This window comes from Chryseobacterium jejuense, from assembly GCF_017877355.1.
In the GTDB taxonomy this organism is placed as follows: Bacteria; Bacteroidota; Bacteroidia; order Flavobacteriales; family Weeksellaceae; genus Chryseobacterium; species Chryseobacterium jejuense_A.
Genome location: NZ_JAGIPR010000009.1, coordinates 39,119 through 60,265 on the forward strand (window position 1 = coordinate 39,119; position 21,147 = coordinate 60,265).

18 protein-coding genes and 1 riboswitch are annotated in these 21,147 nt (G+C 36.6%); all 18 genes read left to right on the forward strand.

Annotated features, from left to right (window positions below):
- The first annotated feature begins 26 nt into the window (after window positions 1–26).
- The 18 genes from J2772_RS17405 (at window position 27) to J2772_RS17490 (ending at window position 21,090) form a co-directional block, all read left to right on the forward strand.
- The gene (locus J2772_RS17405) at window positions 27–1,247 is read left to right on the forward strand and encodes an efflux RND transporter periplasmic adaptor subunit (protein ID WP_209918981.1); all 1,221 of its coding nucleotides are present in this window, start codon (window positions 27–29) and stop codon (window positions 1,245–1,247) included.
- A 136-nt stretch (window positions 1,248–1,383) separates the two neighbouring features.
- Complete coding sequence (locus tag J2772_RS17410) at window positions 1,384–2,262, forward strand: bestrophin family protein (protein WP_209918983.1); 879 nt, start codon at window positions 1,384–1,386, stop codon at window positions 2,260–2,262.
- A 14-nt stretch (window positions 2,263–2,276) separates the two neighbouring features.
- Window positions 2,277–3,179, forward strand: coding sequence for a cation diffusion facilitator family transporter (locus tag J2772_RS17415; protein ID WP_209918984.1), 903 nt, complete (start codon window positions 2,277–2,279; stop codon window positions 3,177–3,179).
- 18 nt (window positions 3,180–3,197) lie between these two features.
- Entirely contained in the window at window positions 3,198–3,617 is a 420-nt protein-coding gene (locus J2772_RS17420) for a Fur family transcriptional regulator (protein ID WP_209918986.1), read from the forward strand.
- A 374-nt stretch (window positions 3,618–3,991) separates the two neighbouring features.
- A complete protein-coding gene (locus tag J2772_RS17425; RefSeq protein WP_410494437.1) occupies window positions 3,992–5,641 on the forward strand; it encodes a heavy metal translocating P-type ATPase in 1,650 nt (549 codons plus the stop codon).
- 529 nt (window positions 5,642–6,170) lie between these two features.
- A complete protein-coding gene (locus J2772_RS17430; protein ID WP_209918990.1) occupies window positions 6,171–6,533 on the forward strand; it encodes a hypothetical protein in 363 nt (120 codons plus the stop codon).
- A gap of 183 nt (window positions 6,534–6,716) precedes the next feature.
- Window positions 6,717–6,989, forward strand: a complete 273-nt coding sequence (locus J2772_RS17435; protein ID WP_209918991.1) for a YHS domain-containing protein — start codon at window positions 6,717–6,719, stop codon at window positions 6,987–6,989.
- Complete coding sequence (locus J2772_RS17440; RefSeq protein WP_209918993.1) at window positions 6,976–7,653, forward strand: SCO family protein; 678 nt, start codon at window positions 6,976–6,978, stop codon at window positions 7,651–7,653. Before J2772_RS17435 ends, J2772_RS17440 begins: the two co-directional genes overlap by 14 nt.
- 176 nt (window positions 7,654–7,829) lie before the next feature.
- On the forward strand, window positions 7,830–8,504 hold the full coding sequence (locus tag J2772_RS17445) for a superoxide dismutase (protein WP_209918995.1): 675 nt from the start codon (window positions 7,830–7,832) through the stop codon (window positions 8,502–8,504).
- 3 nt (window positions 8,505–8,507) lie between these two features.
- Window positions 8,508–8,879: a hypothetical protein gene (locus J2772_RS17450; RefSeq protein ID WP_209918997.1), complete on the forward strand. Its 372-nt coding sequence runs from the start codon at window positions 8,508–8,510 to the stop codon at window positions 8,877–8,879.
- A gap of 271 nt (window positions 8,880–9,150) precedes the next feature.
- Window positions 9,151–10,050: a FixH family protein gene (locus J2772_RS17455; protein WP_245365257.1), complete on the forward strand. Its 900-nt coding sequence runs from the start codon at window positions 9,151–9,153 to the stop codon at window positions 10,048–10,050.
- Between the two features lie 4 nt (window positions 10,051–10,054).
- A complete protein-coding gene (locus J2772_RS17460; RefSeq protein WP_209918999.1) occupies window positions 10,055–12,034 on the forward strand; it encodes a TonB-dependent receptor plug domain-containing protein in 1,980 nt (659 codons plus the stop codon).
- Window positions 12,035–12,075: 41 nt separating this feature from the next.
- The gene (locus J2772_RS17465; RefSeq protein WP_209919000.1) at window positions 12,076–12,942 is read left to right on the forward strand and encodes an MbnP family protein; all 867 of its coding nucleotides are present in this window, start codon (window positions 12,076–12,078) and stop codon (window positions 12,940–12,942) included.
- A gap of 16 nt (window positions 12,943–12,958) precedes the next feature.
- Window positions 12,959–13,978, forward strand: coding sequence for a cytochrome-c peroxidase (locus tag J2772_RS17470; protein WP_209919001.1), 1,020 nt, complete (start codon window positions 12,959–12,961; stop codon window positions 13,976–13,978).
- A 128-nt stretch (window positions 13,979–14,106) separates the two neighbouring features.
- A riboswitch (cobalamin riboswitch) is annotated at window positions 14,107–14,294 on the forward strand.
- Window positions 14,295–14,326: 32 nt separating this feature from the next.
- Complete coding sequence (locus J2772_RS17475) at window positions 14,327–16,450, forward strand: TonB-dependent receptor plug domain-containing protein (protein WP_317194516.1); 2,124 nt, start codon at window positions 14,327–14,329, stop codon at window positions 16,448–16,450.
- Window positions 16,447–17,583 (forward strand): YncE family protein, encoded by a 1,137-nt coding sequence (locus tag J2772_RS17480; protein WP_209919002.1) that lies wholly within the window; start codon window positions 16,447–16,449, stop codon window positions 17,581–17,583. Before J2772_RS17475 ends, J2772_RS17480 begins: the two co-directional genes overlap by 4 nt.
- A gap of 15 nt (window positions 17,584–17,598) precedes the next feature.
- The gene (locus J2772_RS17485; protein ID WP_209919003.1) at window positions 17,599–18,819 is read left to right on the forward strand and encodes a cell surface protein; all 1,221 of its coding nucleotides are present in this window, start codon (window positions 17,599–17,601) and stop codon (window positions 18,817–18,819) included.
- A gap of 30 nt (window positions 18,820–18,849) precedes the next feature.
- Window positions 18,850–21,090: a DUF5074 domain-containing protein gene (locus J2772_RS17490; protein ID WP_209919005.1), complete on the forward strand. Its 2,241-nt coding sequence runs from the start codon at window positions 18,850–18,852 to the stop codon at window positions 21,088–21,090.
- The last annotated feature ends 57 nt before the right edge of the window (window positions 21,091–21,147 follow it).

The following is a 21,147-nucleotide window of genomic DNA, read 5'->3' on the forward strand; positions in this document are numbered from 1 at the left end:
ACCTTAGCATCCATAAAAATTCAAATATGAAATTCAAATATAATATCATAGCCCTTGTATTCATCTCTCTGTTTGCTATAAGCTGCGGAAAGAAAGCTGCGGCAGAAGAAAAAGCTCCTGAAAAGACAGAACAGGCACATGAAGAAGAACCACAAACCATCGCCTCTTTAACGGAAGAGCAAATGAAATCGGTTGGTGTTGTTTTAGGAACAGTAGAAATGAAAGAGCTGACTTCTACCATCAAAGCCAATGGCCTTTTAAGTGTACCGAACAGCAATAAAGCAACCATTACTTCTTTGTATGGCGGAATCATCAAAACGATAAACATCCAGGTAGGAAGTATTGTGAAAAAGGGTCAGGTGATTGCCACCATTGCCAATCCGGAATACATCCAGCTGCAGGAAGATTATTTAACTACCAACAGCAGAATTACCTATGCAGAACAGGAATTCAGAAGACAACGAGAGCTTTTTGATAACGATGCCGGAGCCAAGAAGAATCTTCAAAGTGCCGATGCAGAGCTGAAAACATTAAGAACCAAGAGAGCATCTCTTTTAAAACAACTTCAGATGATGGGAATCAATCCCGGAAATGTAAACAACGGGAATATGAGATCCGGTTTGGTTATTACAGCTCCGATTAGTGGAACCATCAGCAGTATTACCGCTCAGATAGGAAGCTATGTAGATATTTCGTCTCCTGTGGCTACAGTAATTGATAATGGTTCTATTCATCTGGATCTGCAGGTATTTGAAAAAGATCTTCCAAAGATGAGAGTAGGGCAGGTTGTTCATTTCAAGTTAACCAATAATCCGGAAACCGAATATGATGCGAAGATTTACAGTATTGGTTCTTCCTTTGAAAATGAGAGCAAAACCATTTCCATGCACTGCGAGGTGATCGGAAATAAAGCAGGACTGATTGACGGGATGAATATCACCGGGATCGTAAGCCTTGATAAAAGTGTTACTCCTGCTGTTCCTACCGAAGCTATTGTAGAAGCAGACGGAAAGTTCTACGTATTTATTCAAACTGATAAAAAAGTAGAAGAAGAACACGATGAAAAAGGAAAACCTCATCCTAAAACTTTAAATTTTGAAAAAGTAGAAGTGGTGAAAGGAACTTCAGACATGGGATATACAGCCATTACTCCTGTCGGGAATATTCCGGATAATGCTAAAATCGTTGTAAAATCTGCCTTTTTTGTGAATGCCAAATTAGTGAATTCAGGAGAACACGAACATTAATGAAGGAGATCAGAATCAGCGAAATGTTGATTTTTATACGTAAATTAGAGCTGTTTACGGGCTTATTATATTGAAGTATGAAAACCGGCTGAGGGAAAGTAAAGAGTATCTTACAATATTTAATACATGACTCATTATGTTATTAAACAAAAAAATATCAGTCTGGTATTTTATCCGTGAAATAAAGTCTCAGATTCTGTTCATCGGGATATTTGCCGTAGCTATAGGACTTTTGGATATGTTACCATGGTTCCAAAAAATTTCATTACCCCTTAATATTCCTGCGCTTCTGGGAACAGCAGTATCATTGCTGCTGGCATTCAGAACCTCTCAGTCTTATGAAAGATGGTGGGAAGCAAGAACCGTTTGGGGAGCCATTGTGAATGATTCCCGAAGTTTCGTAAGGCTGGTTATTCAGTTTTTACCTGCTGAAGATCATAAAACGGTTAAGGAATTTGCAGAGAGACAGATTATCTGGACCTATGCTTTAGGAGAATCGTTGAGAAAATTGCCTTTTTCAGATAAAGTTCAGAACTATTTGAAAGAAAATCAGATTCAGGCTGCCAACGTTCCGAATGCTCTTTTGGATGCTCATTCCAGACAGCTTAAAGAAACTGGAACTTCAAAATTGACAGATTTTCAACAGATGCAACTCAATGACATGGTTACCAGACTTTGTGACAGCATGGGAAAATGTGAAAGACTGAAGAATACAGTTTTTCCAAGGTCTTACAGTATTCTGGTTCATACGCTGATCTATGTATTTGCTATCATACTTCCGTTTGGATTGGATGATTCCCAGTTGGCTATAGAGATTCTCATTACTTTCCTGATTCCGATCGTGTTTATCACCATCGAAAAGACCTCTATCATGATGCAGGACCCATTCGAAAACAGACCTGTAGATACTCCGGTAACCTCTTTGGCACAAACCATAGAGATCAATATCAGGCAAATGATTGGGGAGCAAAATGTTCCACCTAAAAAAGAAAATACATCCTATTATGAAATGTAATTAATTCATGAGCTATGGAAAACACCCAAATACAAATACAGACTCCCTCAGCAGCAAGCAGACATAAAAAAAACTTGCTGATTGTACTATGCCTGAGCGGGACTTATCTTATTGCTGAGGTAATAGGCGGGATTGTAACCAATAGTCTTGCGTTATTAGCCGATGCAGCACACATGCTGACGGATGTTGTAGGCTTATTGCTGGCATTTATAGCCATTAAAATAGGGGAGAAAAAAGCAGATCCTTCAAGAACCTACGGATATTATCGTACCGAAATACTAGCAGCAGTTATCAATGCCGTTGTCCTGTTAGGAATTTCAATATATGTATTATTTGAAGCGTATCAAAGATTTCAGAATCCACCTGAAGTACAGAGCAAATCAATGCTGATTGTAGCCGGAATCGGATTATTAGTTAATGTTGTCGGAATGATGATCCTCAGAAAAGATTCAGAAGGAAGCCTGAATATGAAAGGTGCTTATTTTGAAGTACTTTCTGATATGTTAACTTCTGTTGGAGTGATGATTGCCGGAGTGATTATGCTGACAACAGGTTGGTATTACGCCGATCCGTTGATTTCTGCTGCCATTGGGTTATTAATATTTCCAAGAACGTGGAGACTGTTGAAAGAGGCCATTAATATATTACTGGAAGGAACCCCAGCTGATGTAGATATCAACGAACTTCGTAAATCTCTGGAGCAAACTCCGGGAGTAAAAAATATTCATGATCTGCATGTGTGGTCGCTGACCTCCAGTGTGAATGCAATGAGTGCTCATGTTGTTAAGGAGAGTGGAGCTTCCCAGAATCAACTATTAAAAACATTGACAGATACAACGATTGAGAATTTTAAAATAAGTCATACCACTTTTCAGATTGAAGAAGAAGGATATGAGGAAAATGAAGTACATCTGTAATATTTTAAAAGATTAACAATGAAAAATGATATAGAAAACAAACTCATCGATAAAAATACCAAACCTACAAGCATGAGGATTCTTGTGTATGATTTTCTAAGCTCACAAGATGCTGCAATGTCTCTGTCTGAAATAGAAAATCACTTTGAGAATGCAGATAGGATTACCATTTACAGAACCTTAAAAACCTTTGAAGAAAAAGGAATTGTTCACAGCATACAGGAGAATACCACTACAAAATACAAGTTGTGTGATGATGACTGTGATGAGAAAACCCATAAAGACTGGCATCTTCACTTCTATTGCAAAATATGCAAGCAGACCACCTGTAAAGAAGATATTTCCTTTCCGGAAAATATACAGACCAATTTCCGGATTGATGAAATAAGGCTTTTTGCCAAAGGAATCTGTGAAAATTGTCTCGAAAGTTTGCAATAGCATTGCATCAGTCTCACCTCTAAATTTGTATAAAAATAACAGTTATGGAAAAATGCTGCAGTACAACCCCGGAAAAAGAAACAAAAGGACATCAACATAATCATTCAGTAGGAGATGGGCATGACCATGACGAACACGATCATTCTCATGACTCAGGAGATCAGACTATTTTTCAGATGTTTCTCCCAGCGATTATATCTTTTGTGATCTTATTATTAGGAATTGCTTTTGACAATTATATAAAACCTGTCTGGTTTACAGGATGGGTACGCTTAGTCTGGTTTTTGGCAGCTTATATTCCTGTAGGATTTCCAGTTCTGAAAGATGCTTATAAAAGTATTATCAAAGGAGATGTATTTTCAGAATTCTTTCTGATGAGTATTGCTACCATTGGAGCCTTTGCTATTGGAGAATATCCTGAAGGTGTTGCGGTAATGCTTTTTTATGCAGTAGGAGAGGTTTTCCAGTCGATGGCAGTAACCCGAGCCAAAGGAAATATCAAAGCTTTACTGGATCAGAGACCTGATGAGGTTACGATTATGAACAATAATCAACCTAAAACGATTAAAGCAAAAGAAACCAAAGTAGGTGATGTCATTCAGTTGAAACCTGGTGAAAAGCTGGCATTAGATGGAGAACTGATTTCAGATTCAGCATCATTCAATACTGCTGCCTTAACCGGTGAAAGTAAACCGGACACCAAGAATAAAGGCGAAGTGGTTTTGGCAGGGATGATTAATATGAACAGTATTGCTCTTGTGAAGGTAACTACTGCTTATGAAGACAGTAAATTAAGTAAAATATTAGAATTAGTTCAGAATGCAACGGCGCAAAAAGCACCTACTGAATTATTCATCAGAAAATTTGCAAAAGTATATACTCCGATTGTTGTATTTTTGGCCATAGGAATTACTTTTTTACCTTACTTCTTTGTAGGTGATTATCAGTTCAGAGATTGGTTATACAGAGCATTGATCTTCCTTGTAATCTCATGTCCTTGTGCTTTGGTGATCTCTATTCCATTAGGGTACTTCGGAGGAATTGGAGCAGCCAGCCGAAATGGTATTTTATTTAAAGGAAGTAACTTTCTGGATAGTATTGCAGAGATTCAGAATGTAGTGATGGATAAAACCGGAACCATGACAGAAGGAGTCTTCAAAGTTCAGGAAGTAAGCATTAGTTCTGAGTTTAATAAAGACGAAATCATGCAGCTGGTTAATCTGCTGGAAAGTAAAAGTACTCATCCTGTAGCTACAGCTATTCATAACTATGTTGGAGATATCAATTATTCCATTCCAATGGAAAATGTAGAAGAAATTGCCGGACATGGATTGAAAGCAACAGTCAATGGAAAAGAACTTCTGGTGGGGAACTTTAAGTTGATGGATAAATTCAGTATCAGATATGATATCAACCATGCTAATATTGTATACACTCTAATCGCAATAGCGTATGATAAAAAGTTTGCAGGTTATATCACGATTGCAGACAGTATTAAAGCAGATGCCAAAGAAACCGTTGATAATCTTCATAAAATGGGGGTAAAAGCTACCATGTTAAGTGGAGATAAAGGAACTGTAGTAAAATACGTTGCAGATCAGCTTGGTATTGATAACGCATTCGGAGATCTTTTACCGGAAGATAAAGTGAATAAAGTAAAAGAGATCAAAGCAAAAAATCAAACTGTAGCCTTTGTAGGAGATGGAGTAAATGATGCTCCGGTAGTTGCTTTAAGTGATGTAGGAATCGCGATGGGAGGATTAGGAAGTGATGCTACCATTGAAACGGCAGATGTTGTGATTCAGGATGATAAGCCAAGTAAAATTCCAATGGCCATTAATATCGGGAAACAAACGAAAAAGATCGTTTGGCAGAATATTATTCTTGCCTTTGCTGTAAAAGCTGTGGTTCTTGTACTTGGTGCCGGAGGTTTGGCAACAATGTGGGAAGCCGTATTTGCAGATGTGGGAGTTGCTTTACTGGCAATTTTAAATGCAGTGAGAATTCAGAGAATGAAATTTTAACCCCCAAAGAAACATACAACTATATTATATTAATGAAGGCTCTGCTGTTTACAGTGGAGTCTTTATGTCTTCCAACACAATTACAAATAAAAAGCTCTGCCGATAAAACAGCAGAACTTAACAAGATTAAACTTTTATAAAGAACTAATTTTTTTGTTTTGATAAGGAAACGAAGTCATAATTCTTTTTTCCTAAATTAGGAAATCTTATTATCAAAGTTCGTCATAATATTAGGATGATAACAGATACAGTTTTGTTAAATCCATAGGTAACAGATTATTGAGGATAGTTAAAATTTTTCGTAGATTTTGCTGATTACGCAGATTGTTATCCACAATCATTTGTAGTTAAATATAAAAGAAATCTTATTAAAGTTTCTGCGCCTTAAAAACATAATCCTAAAAATTATCTTCGTCTTTGCGTATTCCAACAAAACATAAGAGGCCAATCAAAACCATCAATGACATTCATCATAAATAGAACAGAAAACAATTTTGAAGTAGTATATTTGTAACACAGAACTGAAGAATTGAGGTTATTAATTTCCATATTTATCATTTTTACAGTTGCAGTACGTCCTGTTCTGCCATTGATAAACTATGCGGTAAATTATGATTATATAGTGAAAAACCTTTGTGAAAAGAAGGAAGTCCCTCAGTCTACCTGTAAAGGAAAATGTTATGTAAAAAAAGAACTGGCAAAAACAGAAAAGCAATCTAGTAGTTCACAGACTATAAAGATTGCCGGACTGGATGTCTTCCTTTCTCATGAGATCCTTTCTTTTTCAGATAAAAAAGATACTGAATTAAAAGATGAAACTCAAGATTCATATTACTTTGATTCCCATTCTTCAGATTATTTTTCAAGGATATTCCATCCACCTTTAGTTTAATATTTTACATTGAACTAATATTTTAGTTTTGATCTAAAAAACAGGTAAACAATTCGTTACAGATTAACCTAAAAAACTTTGTTAATAGGGTTTTATATGATTTCAGGTAATCATATAGTTATTGTGATGTACTGTTTAGCCCCATAATTGTATTCAATAGTATTAATTTCAATTTATTATTAAATGAAATCTCCAATTATTTTGACGGCTCTGCTGTCAATAACCCTGTTTTCCTGTGCAAAAGAACCCCAGGTAAAACATAAAAGCAATATGGATTCTTCCGGAGAAAATATAAAAAATGTTCAGGTGGTGAATGAAGAAGATCCTATCTGTCACATGAAAATGGCAGGTTCCCTAAAAGATACTGCGGTATATAAAGCTAAGGTGTATGGCTTCTGCAGTTCGTATTGTAAAGATGAATTCAAGAAAAATCCTGAAAGTTATGTCCAGAAATAATCAGAAGAATAACAAAAGCAAGATCATTACTCCGATTGCAGTTTTTGCTTTACTGTTCTTAGGGATAGGAGTTGGAATGAGTTATTTTAAAAAGAGCCTTTATACGGTGATGAAGGTTCCTGATTTTGAACTGACAGATCAGAACGGTAAAAAAATCACCAATAAAGATATGCTGGGAAAAGTGTATCTGGTAGAATTTTTCTTCAGTAAATGTCCTACGATCTGCCCGGTGATGAATACGAATATGAAAGCAGTTCAAAACCAGATCAACAACCCTGATTTTGGGATTGTCTCCATCAGTATTGATCCTGAAAATGATACTCCACAAGCTTTAAAGGAACATGCTCAAAGAATAGGTGCAAAATCTCCTAATTGGCATTTCCTGACGGGTGACAGAACCTATATAGGCAAACTTGCAGATCAGTTCAATATCTATGTAGGGGATAAAGAAGATGAGGCCGAAAGTCTTAATCACAGCGGAATGATTGCCCTTGTAGATGAGAAAGGTAACATTCGTTGCAGATACAATAAAGAAAATATGCCTATCCTTTATTACTCTGGATTGAATTACGAAGATCCGGAAGGAAAAGTACCAAGACTGAACGGAAAATATCATCCGGACAGAGAGATCCTGATTGAGGATATTAAGAAGTTATTAAACTAGGAGGGAAGAGGGAAGCACTGAGAGTTTACTGTACTCATGTTCGTCTTCTAATAGTAGATAAAGTAAGAAGTATAAAAAAGATAACCTTTACAATTATAGCTTACATTACCTCCAGCTTCCAGCCTCTAACTTCCATCTTTTAATAAAAAAAATGTTAAACCATATAACAAAACATTATGAAGATTATGAAAATAGCTGCTTTAGGAGCAGTATTCGCGGCTCAGTTTACACTGGCACAATTTAAACAAACGCCTTTACCTTATGCTTATAATGCATTGGAAGGATCAATAGATGCGCAAACCATGGAGATCCATTATTCAAAGCATGGAGCAGCGTATGCAAGCAACCTGAATAAAGCGATTGCAGGAACTCCACAGGAAAAAGAAACTTTAATTAAGATTCTTTCTGAGACTTCAAAATTAAGTCCTGCAGTAAGAAATAATGCTGGTGGGCATTATAACCACGAACTTTTCTGGACTATCCTTACTCCGGAGAAGAATACCCAGCCTTCTGCAAAACTGGCAAAGGCTATTACCGAAACTTTCGGAAGTATGGAGGCTTTCAAAGAAAAGATGAGTAAAGCCGGTGCAGACCGTTTCGGATCAGGATGGGCTTGGCTTTCTGTAGATAAAAACGGAAAACTTTTTGTTTCTTCTACTCCCAATCAGGATAACCCATTGATGGATATCGTTGAAGAAAAAGGAACTCCAATCCTTGGAATTGACGTTTGGGAGCATGCTTATTATTTGAAATATCAGAACAAAAGAGCAGATTATCTTTCAGCCATCTGGAATGTGCTGAACTGGAAAGAAGTGAGTAAAAGATATGATGAAGCTTTAAGCAAGAAATAATTTATGAAACTAATTTACAGCATACTCTTTATTGGCTATATGGTGTTCAGACCTCTGGTACCACTGGCTGAGTATGCTGTAAATTATAATTATATCGTTAATACACTCTGTGTCAACAAAAGCCAACCGGAGCTTCATTGTAACGGAAAATGTTATCTGAGTAAGGAGCTGGCAAAAACCAATACTGATACAGAATCTACTCCTTTCAATAAAGTGAAAAATTCAGGACAGAAAATTCTTGATATGTATACCCTGCCTGAAATTACAAAGATCACTTACACTGGAAAAATAATCGTTTCCAATACTAATTTCATTGACGAAACAGCCTATTCTTTTCTGTTTCTGAAACCCATTTTCAAACCACCGGTGTTTTAGCATTTTCCTATAGAAAATTAACCACAAAAGTTTATTTAAGAGCACTTAGATAAACTTGAAAACTTATGCGTAGAAAGTTCACAAAGTTTGAATTTTTTTGATTTTCAGAAGGCTTACTTGTACTTATCCACAATCTGTGGATAACTTTAAAATACCTTAAGTATTCTAAAATCTTTTGTGGAAAAAAAACTGAATGTTTCAGCATTCAAAGTATTTCTATTGTATTCACTCAACTAAAAAATCAACAATGAAAATGTATCAAATTTTCATAATGAGTTTACTGTTGATAGTGGTCTCATGCACTCTCGACAAAACTGATTATGAAAGCGAAATCAATACAGCTGTTCCGGAACATTACGAATTTAAAGAAGCCACCACTGTAAATACAGGTGGTTATACAATAAGCATCGAGACTTTAAACGGAACATTTTATCAAGGGTATAATGAAATCAGATTAAAAATTCTTGATACTCAGACGAACGAAAATATCAATGTTTCAGATGTAACTTTTTTACCTATCATAACAAAAGCTGATGGGAATAAAACTTCATGTCCTTACCAATACACTCTGGATTACAAACCGGATGGTAAATATTATTCAGGATATTCTGTATTTACTGATATAAGCAATACCACAGCGAAATGGAAACTTTATCTGAGTTTCACGGTGAATCAAAAAATGTATACGGTCAACAAAGATGTTGCTGTGAATGAGCAGAGTAATAAAAATCTTAATATGACTTCGTTTACAGGGAATGATGGTGAACAGTATTATATAGCACTTATTTCTCCTCAAAAACCTAATGTGGCAGAAAATAAACTGGTAGCAGGGATTTATAAATACAATAAACCTACTGCTTCTGCAGGAAGCTTTCCTGATCCTTCACAGTTCTCCTATTCAAAGGTAAAGGACTATACATTGCAATTAGATCCAAGAATGCCGGAACCATCCATGGGTAATCATTCTTCTCCGAATAATCAGGATTTGATCCAGGGAAATGATGGTTTGTATCATGGAGTTGTTAATTATACTATGACGGGAAACTGGACCTTAAATTTTATCATGCTTAATCAAAATGGAAAAATCATTAAGGGAACTAAGGTTTCTACTGATTTTACGCCAGGGGTTCCGGGAGCTAAAAGTGAACTTTTTATTGACACCTTATTCTAGTTTCATGAAGCAGTTAGGAATAATATTGATGTTTTTGGGAGTTATAATACATGCTCAAAACAGAAAAGCACGAAAAGACAGTATTACGCTTTTAGATAAGGTAGAAGTGAAAGGAAACAAAAAGAAAATGGAGACCGATATGAAAATGTCAGTTTCAGTGGACGAATTTCTGGCATCTTCAGACAAAATAAGTTTTATAAAACGGGGAGCATATGCCTGGGAACCTCTACTCAATAACATGAGTACGGAACGTTCTGTTGTTACCATTGATGGAATGCGGATTTTTGGAGCATGTACCGATAAAATGGACCCGGTGACTTCATATCTGGAAAGCAATAATCTTTCAGGGATAGATATAAAGTCAGGTCAGGAAGGGAGTCTGCATGGTGCAACAGTAGCCGGAAGCATTGATCTGAAAAGAAAAAGTACCCCTTTTGGTCTTGAAAAGAAATGGAATGGAACTTATCAGACAGGCTTTGAGTTCAATAATAAACAGTTTTTCAATCTTGGTAATATTTCCTATTCCGGGAATAAACTTGTTGTGGATGGAAGTATTTCCTTCAGAAGAGCAGAAAATTATTATGACGGAAATGACGTTGAGGTCAACCATTCACAATATAATAAATTCAATACCGGAATTGGAATAACCTATAAAACGAGTCCTTTATCTTCAGTAAGAGTAGATGCAATTTTCGATATGGCGAAAAATGTAGGGTTTCCTGCATTAACAATGGATTTGTGGCTTTCCAGGGCAATGATTACATCAGCTTCCTACAGGCAATTGTTTAAAGAAGGTTGGGTTAAATCCTGGGATACCAAAATTTATTATAATACCATAGAACATTATATGGATGATACCAGACGTCCTGAAAATCTTGTACACATGGATATGCCGGGATGGAGTACCACGTATGGATTAGTTTCTTCAATCAATTTGAAAAAAGAAAGGTATACCTCAGCTATAGAACTCAATATGTACAATAATACATCCATTGCAGAAATGCGAATGTACCCACAGGATAGGAAGAACAGGACGATGTTTGCTTATAGCTGGCCCTGGGTAACTACCCGTTTTGCGGGGCTTTCGATGAATAACAACTGGGAAATATCAGATAAAAGCAGATTGAGCTTTGGAGGATCTTTAGGACTGAATGAGAATGAGTCAAAATATGTAGAATTCAACTGGATTTTTCATCCGGGAGCACCTCAGCAAAAAACAAGAGTTCTTCCAAGTTTACATGCAGGGTATCAGTTGACAGAGAATCATTTTAGCTTTTCTGTAGGAACCGGCTACGGACATAGAGCACCTTCCGTTTCAGAAGGCTATGGATATTATATCTACAATAGTTTTGACAGGTATGATTATATCGGAAATCCTGATTTAAAAAATGAAATTTCTTATGAAACCAATGCCAGCGCAGGTTTTAAAAATGAAAAAATGAGTATTGAAGCCAAAGTAAACTACTTCTATATTCAGAATTATATCATTGGAAAAATTGTAAGTCTGGGAAGTCCTATGAATTATCAATCGGTAGGAGTGAAGGCATATACTTCACTGGATCATGCAACACTTTTTAATATGGCTCTGAATGCCAGTTATAGCATTTTACCGGAACTCCATTGGAAGGGAACTTTAACTTATGCCCGTGGAAGAGATGATAATGGAAAGAATCTACCCTTCATCCGACCTTTAAGCTATCTGACATCCTTACATTTTACCCACCATAATTTGGGAGTTCAGACTTCTGTAAATGGAGATTTCATCCAACGTAATTACAGTCCGGAATATGGAGAAGATAAGACCCCGGTTTATGCTGTCTGGAATTTCTCCGTGAACTATACTTTCAATATCCAAAAATTGAAAACCGTTTTTCAGCTAGGCGCAGAAAACCTGTTGAATAAATATTACAGCACCTATGCAGATTGGGGAAATATCCCAAGAATGGGCCGTAATATCTACACCTCTTTACAATTTAATTTTTAAGGACAACAACTTTAATTAAAACAACCACTAAAATTTTTACAATGCAAAACTTAAAAAAATATTTGCTATTATCAGCTTTTTCACTGGGTATAATTTCCTGCCAGAATAGCGATGATAATCCTGTAGCTAATAATGTAACCCTTGAATTCAATAATACGTTTAAAAATACTATCATTGTTCTTGGAGGATCCACTTCTGCCACTGCGACCACAAATACTTCTGCAGAAGGACAGGTTCATCATTTTTCAGAACTTAAATATGTAATCAGTAACATTCGTCTGATAAAGGCAGATGGTAATGAAGTCCCTTATAACATTAATAATCTGGATCAGGGCGCTACAGTAATAGATCAATCAAAACCGGAGACCCTTCGCTATATCTTAAGTAATATACCAGCCGGAGAGTATAAAAGGATCAAATTCGGATTGGGAGTAAAAAGAGAACTGAATGTACTGGATCAGGTGAGATTTCCAAAGTTCTATGCAACCGCAGGAGCTAATGATACACAAATGATGTGGGAATGGGGAGCCGGTTATCGTTTTACAAAAATTGAAGGTTTCTACGGAGCGGATAGCAAGCAGATGTCTATCCATACAGGAAGTACTATAAAAGGATCTGAAGGGAATTTCACTCAGGGAGTAGATGCATACAGAGACGTTACCTTAGATCTGCCTAAAAATGCAATAGTAGATAACAAAGCACCTAAAATTACTGTTAAAGCAGATTTCGATAAATTATTGACGGGTAAAATCAACACCATTGTATTGGTTACAGGAACAGGATCAGATGGTAATGCCACTCCGAATATTCATACAGCGAACCAAATGATAAAATTTGTGGATAACCTGGGCGGAAACAGTTCCAGTGATATTTCTGGAATGTTTTCTGTAAGTAGTGTTGAAAATTAGTTTCATCTCAGCTGCAATGAAAAAAGGACTAAGCATTTTAGCGATTTTCATATTGATAGTATCTTGTAATAACGATCATTATGAGCCAGTTTCGCTTGATAATCCACAATTATCACTCAATATTCCTTTTGGTTTTCCGGAACTCAATAATTCGGTGAATTCCAATAGGCCTACAAAATATGGAGCAGAGTTGGGAGAAAGATTATTTCAGGATAGAAGATTGAGTGCTGATAATACCATTTCCTGCTCCAGCTGTCATATTCAGGGATATGCTTTTGCTGATAATAATGCTCAGGCGATAGGTATTCAGAATAGAGTAGGCTTACGGAATGTACCGGCTATTCAGAACATGATGTTCATGAAGTTTTATAATTGGGACGGGAATATTCTTCAACTGGAAAACCAACCGCTGGTACCTATTATCACTCATGAAGAAATGGGTTCTTCTATTTTGGAGGTGATTGGGAAAATAAAAGATGATCTTTTGTATAAAGATCTATTCAGAAAGGCATTTGGAGATGAAACCGTTACTGCGGAAAGAATTTATAAAAGTATTGCGCAATATGAGTATACACTGATTTCTGCTAATAGTAAATACGATAGAGTAAAACGCAATGAAGGAGAAATTTTTACAGAAAACGAAAAAGAGGGTTACCTTACTTTTCAGCAAAAATGTGTAAGCTGCCATAGTACAGAGCTTTTTACCGATCAGAGCTTCAGAAATATTGGTTTTCCTCTAAACCCTGATAGTAATGAAGCCGGGCGTGGAAGAGTTACAGGTGTCCGGAGGGATTATATGAGCTTTAGAGTTCCTTCATTAAGAAATGTAGAATATACGGCTCCCTATGGAAGCTTCGGGCAATTTTCAACTTTAAGAGCTGTTCTTGATTATTTTGATAAAGGTGTTTTGGATGCTGATAATCTTGATCCTGTCTTTAAAAACAATGGAAACAGAATTCTTCTCACAGAACAGGAAAAGAATAATCTTATCTTATTTATGAAAACTTTAAGCGACCGTGAATTTGTGAAAAAATAATCATTGATAAAATAGAAAATTCAATAGAAATTGATTGTTTAAATGCCGTTACAACCTAACGGCATTTTTCATGTTTACGCATTGATAATCATTTTATTCTGCATGACATTGTATCTGGCGGGAATTTTATATCTTTGCCGAAATTTGGTGAGCCGTAACAGGCTCTTAAAAGGGAATCCGGTGAAAATCCGGAACAGACCCGCTGCTGTAAGCTCCAAACCAAAGTTTTTGAAGAATATATCCACTGTTTTTAGGAATGGGAAGGATTTCAAAAATGGAGTAAGTCAGAAGACCTGCCAGAATAAATTAAACGTTTGACGCTTTCGTGGAATAAAGCTTAGGACTACAATGATTCTGTGCAGTAACAGCTGTGCTTTGTCATTGCTTTTCTTATATCCATTAGCGTCATCATTATCCCTGAATGAGCTAATGGTGGCAAAACTGACTACATCTCAACTTCATAAAATTGTTTTCACAATAAGTGTGTTAACATCACAATTCTTGTTTTCACAAACCAAGAAAAAAGACAGCATTAAAGAAGAAGCCATAAAGGCGGTCAATATTTACAAAAAGAACTTTAAAGAAATCCTTCCGGCCCAGACTTTACAGGGGGAAGAGCTTGAAAGGCTAAACAGCCACTCGGTAGCTGATGCGTTGAGGTACTTTTCAGGACTCCAGATTAAAGATTACGGAGGAATGGGTGGTTTGAAGACTGTCAATATCCGAAGTATGGGCAGCCAGCATGTAGGGGTATTCTATGATGGAATTCAATTGGGGAATGCCCAAAACGGATTGGTAGACCTGGGAAGATATTCTCTGGACGATCTGGAAGAAATTTCTTTGTATAACGGGCAGAAAAGCGAGATTTTTCAACCGGCAAAAGACTTCGGATCATCAGGATCAATTTATTTACAGCCCAAGACACCTGTATTTACGGGAAACAGAAAAACCAATCTTACTATAAGAGCCAAAAGTGCTTCTATAGATTTATTTAATCCCTCTTTCCGATTGGAGCAAAAGATTTCAAAACGGATAGCAACGAGCTTTAGTGCAGAATTTCTTCAGAGCGATGGTCTTTACAAATTTCGTTATGGAAGGAAATATCCCAATGGTACAACTGCTTCTGATACCATTTCTAAAAGATATGATTCAGATATTAAAGCAAAACGTTTTGAAACATCTGTGAATGGAACTTTGAATAATGGAAGTTGGAACCTCCGTGGCTACGGATATATTTCAAACCGAGGTATTCCTGCCCCTATTGTGAAAAATCGCTTTAAAGCAAGAGGAGCAAGAATGCTGGATGAAAATTATTTTGTTCAGGCCAATTTCAGGAAAAAACTGTTTCCTAAGCTTGAAACACAGCTGAAGGCAAAATTTGCTTACGACTATACTTATTTTAATGATACGGTATTATCTCAGGCACATTATCCTGCAAAAAACACTTATATCCAGAGGGAAGTTTATCTTTCATCTTCCAATATATATTCTGTAAATTCTAATTGGGATATCAGTTTGAATGGAGATTTTCAGTACAATAATATGGATGCTGATTTAATAAATTTTTCTTTTCCTACTCGGTATACAACCTTAGTTGCATTAGCCACAACCTACCAGTGGAACAGATTTAAGTTTTTAGGAAGCCTTTTAGGCACATTTACTTCGGAAAAGGTCAAAATGAATATCAAACCTGATGACAGAAGAGAATGGACACCTGCTTTCTTCATGAGCTATCAGCCGGCTTCAATACCGGAACTTACTCTTAGGGCTTTCTATAAAAATATCTTTAGACTACCAACATTTAATGATCTGTATTATACCAGTGTTGGAAATACTTTTCTACGCCCAGAGTTTACCCATCAATATGATGCTGGCTTTACCTATCAGAAAAAATATGATAAGCGTGTATTTAAAGGACTTTATGTAAAGGTTGATGGTTATTATAACAGGGTGACAGATAAGATTGTGGCCATCCCTACAACCAACATGTTTCGTTGGATGATGCTCAATCTTGGAAAAGTTGAAATTATGGGAGCAGATGTGAATGTTCAGACGGAATTACTATTTGGGAATGTGAAAGTTAAACCATTATTGGCTTATACTTACCAGAGTGCTAAAGATAAGACAATCACTAATGGGTTTAAAGAAACCTATTATGGTGAGCAAATCCCTTATACACCAAGGCATAGCGGATCCTTTACGCTAATGGCAGATTATAAAGACTGGAGTTTCAATTATAGTACGATCTATGTTGGTGAAAGATATGACGGACAGCTGGATAATATCCGGTATAACTATATTCAGCCTTGGTATACTCACGACCTTTCTGTTCAGAAAAAATTGAGCCTTGCGGGGCATCCTTTTAAAATAAACCTTGAAATGAACAACGTCTTTAACCAATATTATGATGTCGTACTGAATTATCCCATGCCGGGAAGAAATTTCAGACTCACTTTAAACTTTACCCTATGAAAAAGCTAAACCTGTGTTTTTTATTTTTTGTATTCATTTTTCTTACTTCCTGCCGTACAGATGATACGATCATTCCCATGGAAGTAGTGGAAGGGCTTAATCCCGTTGAGAAAACAACCATAAAAGGATTCTATGTATTGAATGAAGGGAACATGGGAAGTAATAAATGTACCCTTGACTTCTTTGATTATACCAAAGGAACCTATTTCAGGAATATTTATTCCGAAATCAACCCGAACGTTTTAAAAGAGCTGGGTGATGTAGGAAATGATATTAAAATCTATGGCAGCAAGATGTACATTGTGGTCAATGTTTCCAATACCATCGAAGTTTTGGAAGCTAAAACAGCCAAGCATATCAAGTCTATCTATTTACAGAACTGTAGATATTTAACATTCAAGGATGGAAATGCGTATGCCAGCAGCTATGCCGGTCCGGTAGATATCAATCCATCAGCTCCCAAAGGAAAAGTAGTGGAAATAGACACATTATCTCTGTCTATCAAAAGAAACGTAACCGTAGGGTATCAGCCTGAAGAAATGGAAATCGTAGGGAATCAGTTATTTGTAGCTAATTCTGGAGGATACATGGTTCCGAATTACGACAAAACGGTTTCAGTAATTGATCTGAATACTTTTACAGAAAATAAAAAAATTGATGTAGCCGTCAACCTTCACCGTCTTAAAAAGGACAATTACGGAGATCTCTATGTAACTTCAAGAGGAGATTATTATAGCGTTCCTTCCAATTTATATCTGGTAGATGCAACAACAGGAACGATAAAAAAAGATTTTCATATTGCTGTCAGCGAAATGACCATCGTGAATGATAAGCTGTATTACTACGGAAACGAATTCAATTACAATACTCATTCCTACGTAAAAACATATGGAATCATAGATGTAAAGACTGAGCAGATTATTTCCAACAGAATTATTGATAAGGAATATGAAGACATCATTAAAACTCCGTACGGAATTGCCGTAAATCCCATTACAGAAGATATTTATATTACAGATGCCCGAAACTATGTGTCGATGGGATTTGTGTACTGCTTTGATAAAAACGGACATTTTAAATGGAAAACCGAAGGTGGAAATATCCCTGCCCACTTCGCTTTTTTATACAATTAAACAAAACTGATAGACATGAATAAAAAAACAATTAAGTATTTAACAACCGGGTTTTTATCCCTTCTTTTGGCGGGTATCGTAGCTTCTTGTCAGAACGATGATGAGGTTGCAGCACCGGTTCCTACCGATCCGGAAGTAATACCGCCTACATTTAAATTAGATACAGCTTATACCATTGAACGTTTCAGAGTATTGAGTATTCCTACTGATATTTCCGGAAAAGTTACCTGGAGTATTAAAGATTCTATTATTTCAGAAAATTCCGAGTTGGAATTCATCAGTACAAAGACCGCTACTTATCCTTTGACATTAAAGGTAGGAGCTAATAAAGTATTTCAAACCAAAATTGTTGTAACCAAGGAAGCAGGAACCCTGAGCAAATATATATCCAAAGTATTTGATTTTCGTCCGGCAGTTGGCCAGTTCACGAATGAGATTCCTGAATATGAATTGGGCAATACTGAGGCTGATATGCTTAAGAGAGTCAATGGATATCTTGTAGGTTCTAACCCATCAATGGTTAGTCTGGGAGGTTACGGAGGTTATGTTGTATTTGGTTTTGACCATACGATTCCGAATATGGAAGGAAGAGACTTTAAGGTCTTGGGAAATGCATTCTTTGGAAATTCTGCCAATGATCCCCGTTCAGGAAACTGTGAGCCGGGAATTATAATGGTAGCTTATGACAAAAACAAAAATGGCAAACCGGATGATAATGAGTGGTATGAAATTGCAGGTAGTGAATACTTTAAAAATGAAACCCTGAAAAATTACGGTATTACTTATTTCAAACCTGATGAAAATAAAACTCCTGTTCCTGGAAACGATAGCTGGCAAACTGATGTGGAATATATCAAATGGCAGGATAATATCGGAAATACAGGATTTAAAACAAAAATGGCCTTCCATGCACAAAGCTATTATCCATTATGGCTGTCAGATGCTTCCTATGGTTTTACAGGAACCAGACTTAAAAATAATTATTATGACCAAAGCGGAACAGGGAACTATTGGGTAGGAAAATCTTATGATTTTGGATATGCAGATAATGCTCCCAACAATGATGAAGCTTCCAATATTGATATTTCCTGGGCTGTTGACAAAAACGGAAAATATGTAAAACTTCCGGGAATCGATTTTGTGAAAGTATACACAGGAGTAAACCAGGAAGCTGGCTGGCTGGGTGAAGTATCTACAGAAGTGGCAGGAGCTTACGATTTACATCTGAAAAAATAACAAACGTAACATATATTTAAATTAGTAAGAATGAAAAAGTTTTACCTTTTTACCGTGCTTTTTCTGTTTGCATTTTTTACGAATGCCCAGATAAAAGTACAGGGAGTACCCCGGAATGATATTTCGGTAAATACTCCTTTAGCTACCACTAATATTACTACCACTATCAGTTTTTCTGATATTCAGTACTGGGTAGGAACAGGTTCCAATCAGGCAGCATTTGTAGTGCAGTGGAATGACAGCAAAAATCCTGATGCTCTGGTATGGGGTTTTAGATGGGATGGTAATGCTACAGGAGAAGATATGCTTAAGGCAATTGCAAAAGCTGATCACAGATTTTTTTCACTACTGTATCCCGGAACTCCATACGGTACTGCTGTAGGTGGAATTGGATTTGACCTGAACGGGCAGGACTCTAATGCACTTATTAAAAATGGAAATGCAAGTTACCCTTTATATCCGATGGATGGAGTTATCAAGACTACAGCCTACGATTTCGATGATTACACAGCAAAAGATGTGAATGACCATTGGGTATCTGGCTGGAATAATGGTTTCTGGTCTTATCTGGTGAAAAATCCGGCAGATACTGACTTTTCGCCTTCAGGTACAGGATTTACGGGACGTATCCTTCAAAACGGATCATGGGATGTATGGAATTATAGCCCTGCTTTTCAAACTCCGCCAATATCTACTCTAACACCGGTTTCTCCTTATGTAAGCACTACGAACTTTACCAATGGATTTTTTATGGTCAATGAAGATTGGTTTGGGCATAGCAATGGTTCTGTTAATTTTATTGATAACAATGGGCAGATCAACTATCGTGCTTACAGTAGCGTAAATAATAACCATGCTTTCGGAGCTACTACGTCACACGGAACCATTTATGGTGATAAATTCTATTTTGTTTCCAAGCAGGCTGCTGATGGTGGAGATACTCAGTATACACCAGGAGGAAGATTGGTAGTTGCCAATGCAAAGACTTTACAGAAAATTGCAACATTTGATAAGATCGGGGATGCAGACGGAAGATCATTCCTTGGGGTTAATGAACATAAAGGATATATCGGAACATCTAAAGGAATCTATTTATTTGATATTGACAATCTGCAGATAGGAAGTGTAATTAACGGAACAGGCACAGCACAGATCGGAAATATGATCCGTACTTCAAAATATGTTTTTGCGGTGAATCAAACCGCAGGAATTCAGATTATTGATCCTAATACCAATACGATAATCAATACCATTGCAGGTTCTTTCCATTCTATTGTTCAGGCTAAAGACGGAAGTATCTGGGCTATTCAGAATCAGAAGTTAGCCAATATTGATCCTGCTACTTTTGCTCTGCAGTATTATAATATTCCAGCTTCATCCTATTCAGGCTCTTGGGGAGCATGGAATGCAGGAAGTTTCACGGCAAGTAATACAGAGAATACATTATATTGGATGAAAGCGGGAAGTCAGATTGCAAGATTTGATGTAACCAGCAAAGTATTTAATGAAACATTTATTACGCTGCCAGGACAGACTGGAAATTATAAGCAAGTACCTTATGGAGCCGCGCTTCGTGTAAATCCTGCTACTGGAAATCTTATTGCGAGTACCACAGAAAGCGGATTTGGAGCTCATTTCCAAAAGAATTGGATTCACACATTTAATGCAAGCGGAACTCTTATTGATACCAAAGTGTTGAATGATTATTACTGGTTCCCTTCAGTAGCGGTTTTCCCGGATAATACTGCTCCGGTAGTAAGCAATACATTCCCCTCGCAGGTTACTGTATCTGGTATTACAACTATTGATTTGAAAACATTGGTTTCTGATGAAGATAGTTTTAGAGCCTCTATTGTGAAATCTGTTAAGTCAAATAGCAACCCATCGGTAGTTTCTGCTGATATCAACATTAATGAAGAGCTGGTGCTTACTCCTATAGGTTCAGGAACAGCTGATATTGTAATCAGCTTCAACTCGAACGGTAAATTGGTGGAAAGTACACTTAAAGTAAACAGTATTACTTCTACATTAGCGACTGCAGAGGTTAAAAAGATAGGATTCAGTATTTATCCAAACCCTGTTACTGATGTGCTGTATATCAAAACACAGGAAAAAGTAGTAAGTGTTGCCATTTATGATGTTTCAGGCAAACTTATCAATACCCAGTACAATAATGGGAAGGTAAATGTAAGCATGTTACCAAAAGGGATGTACATTCTAAATGCGACAACTGATAAAGCGGTATATCAGCAAAAGCTGATTAAAAATTAATTTTAGCATAGCTAATTTTTGTTTCACTCTGACCCGGCCAGGAATTGGCCGGGTTTT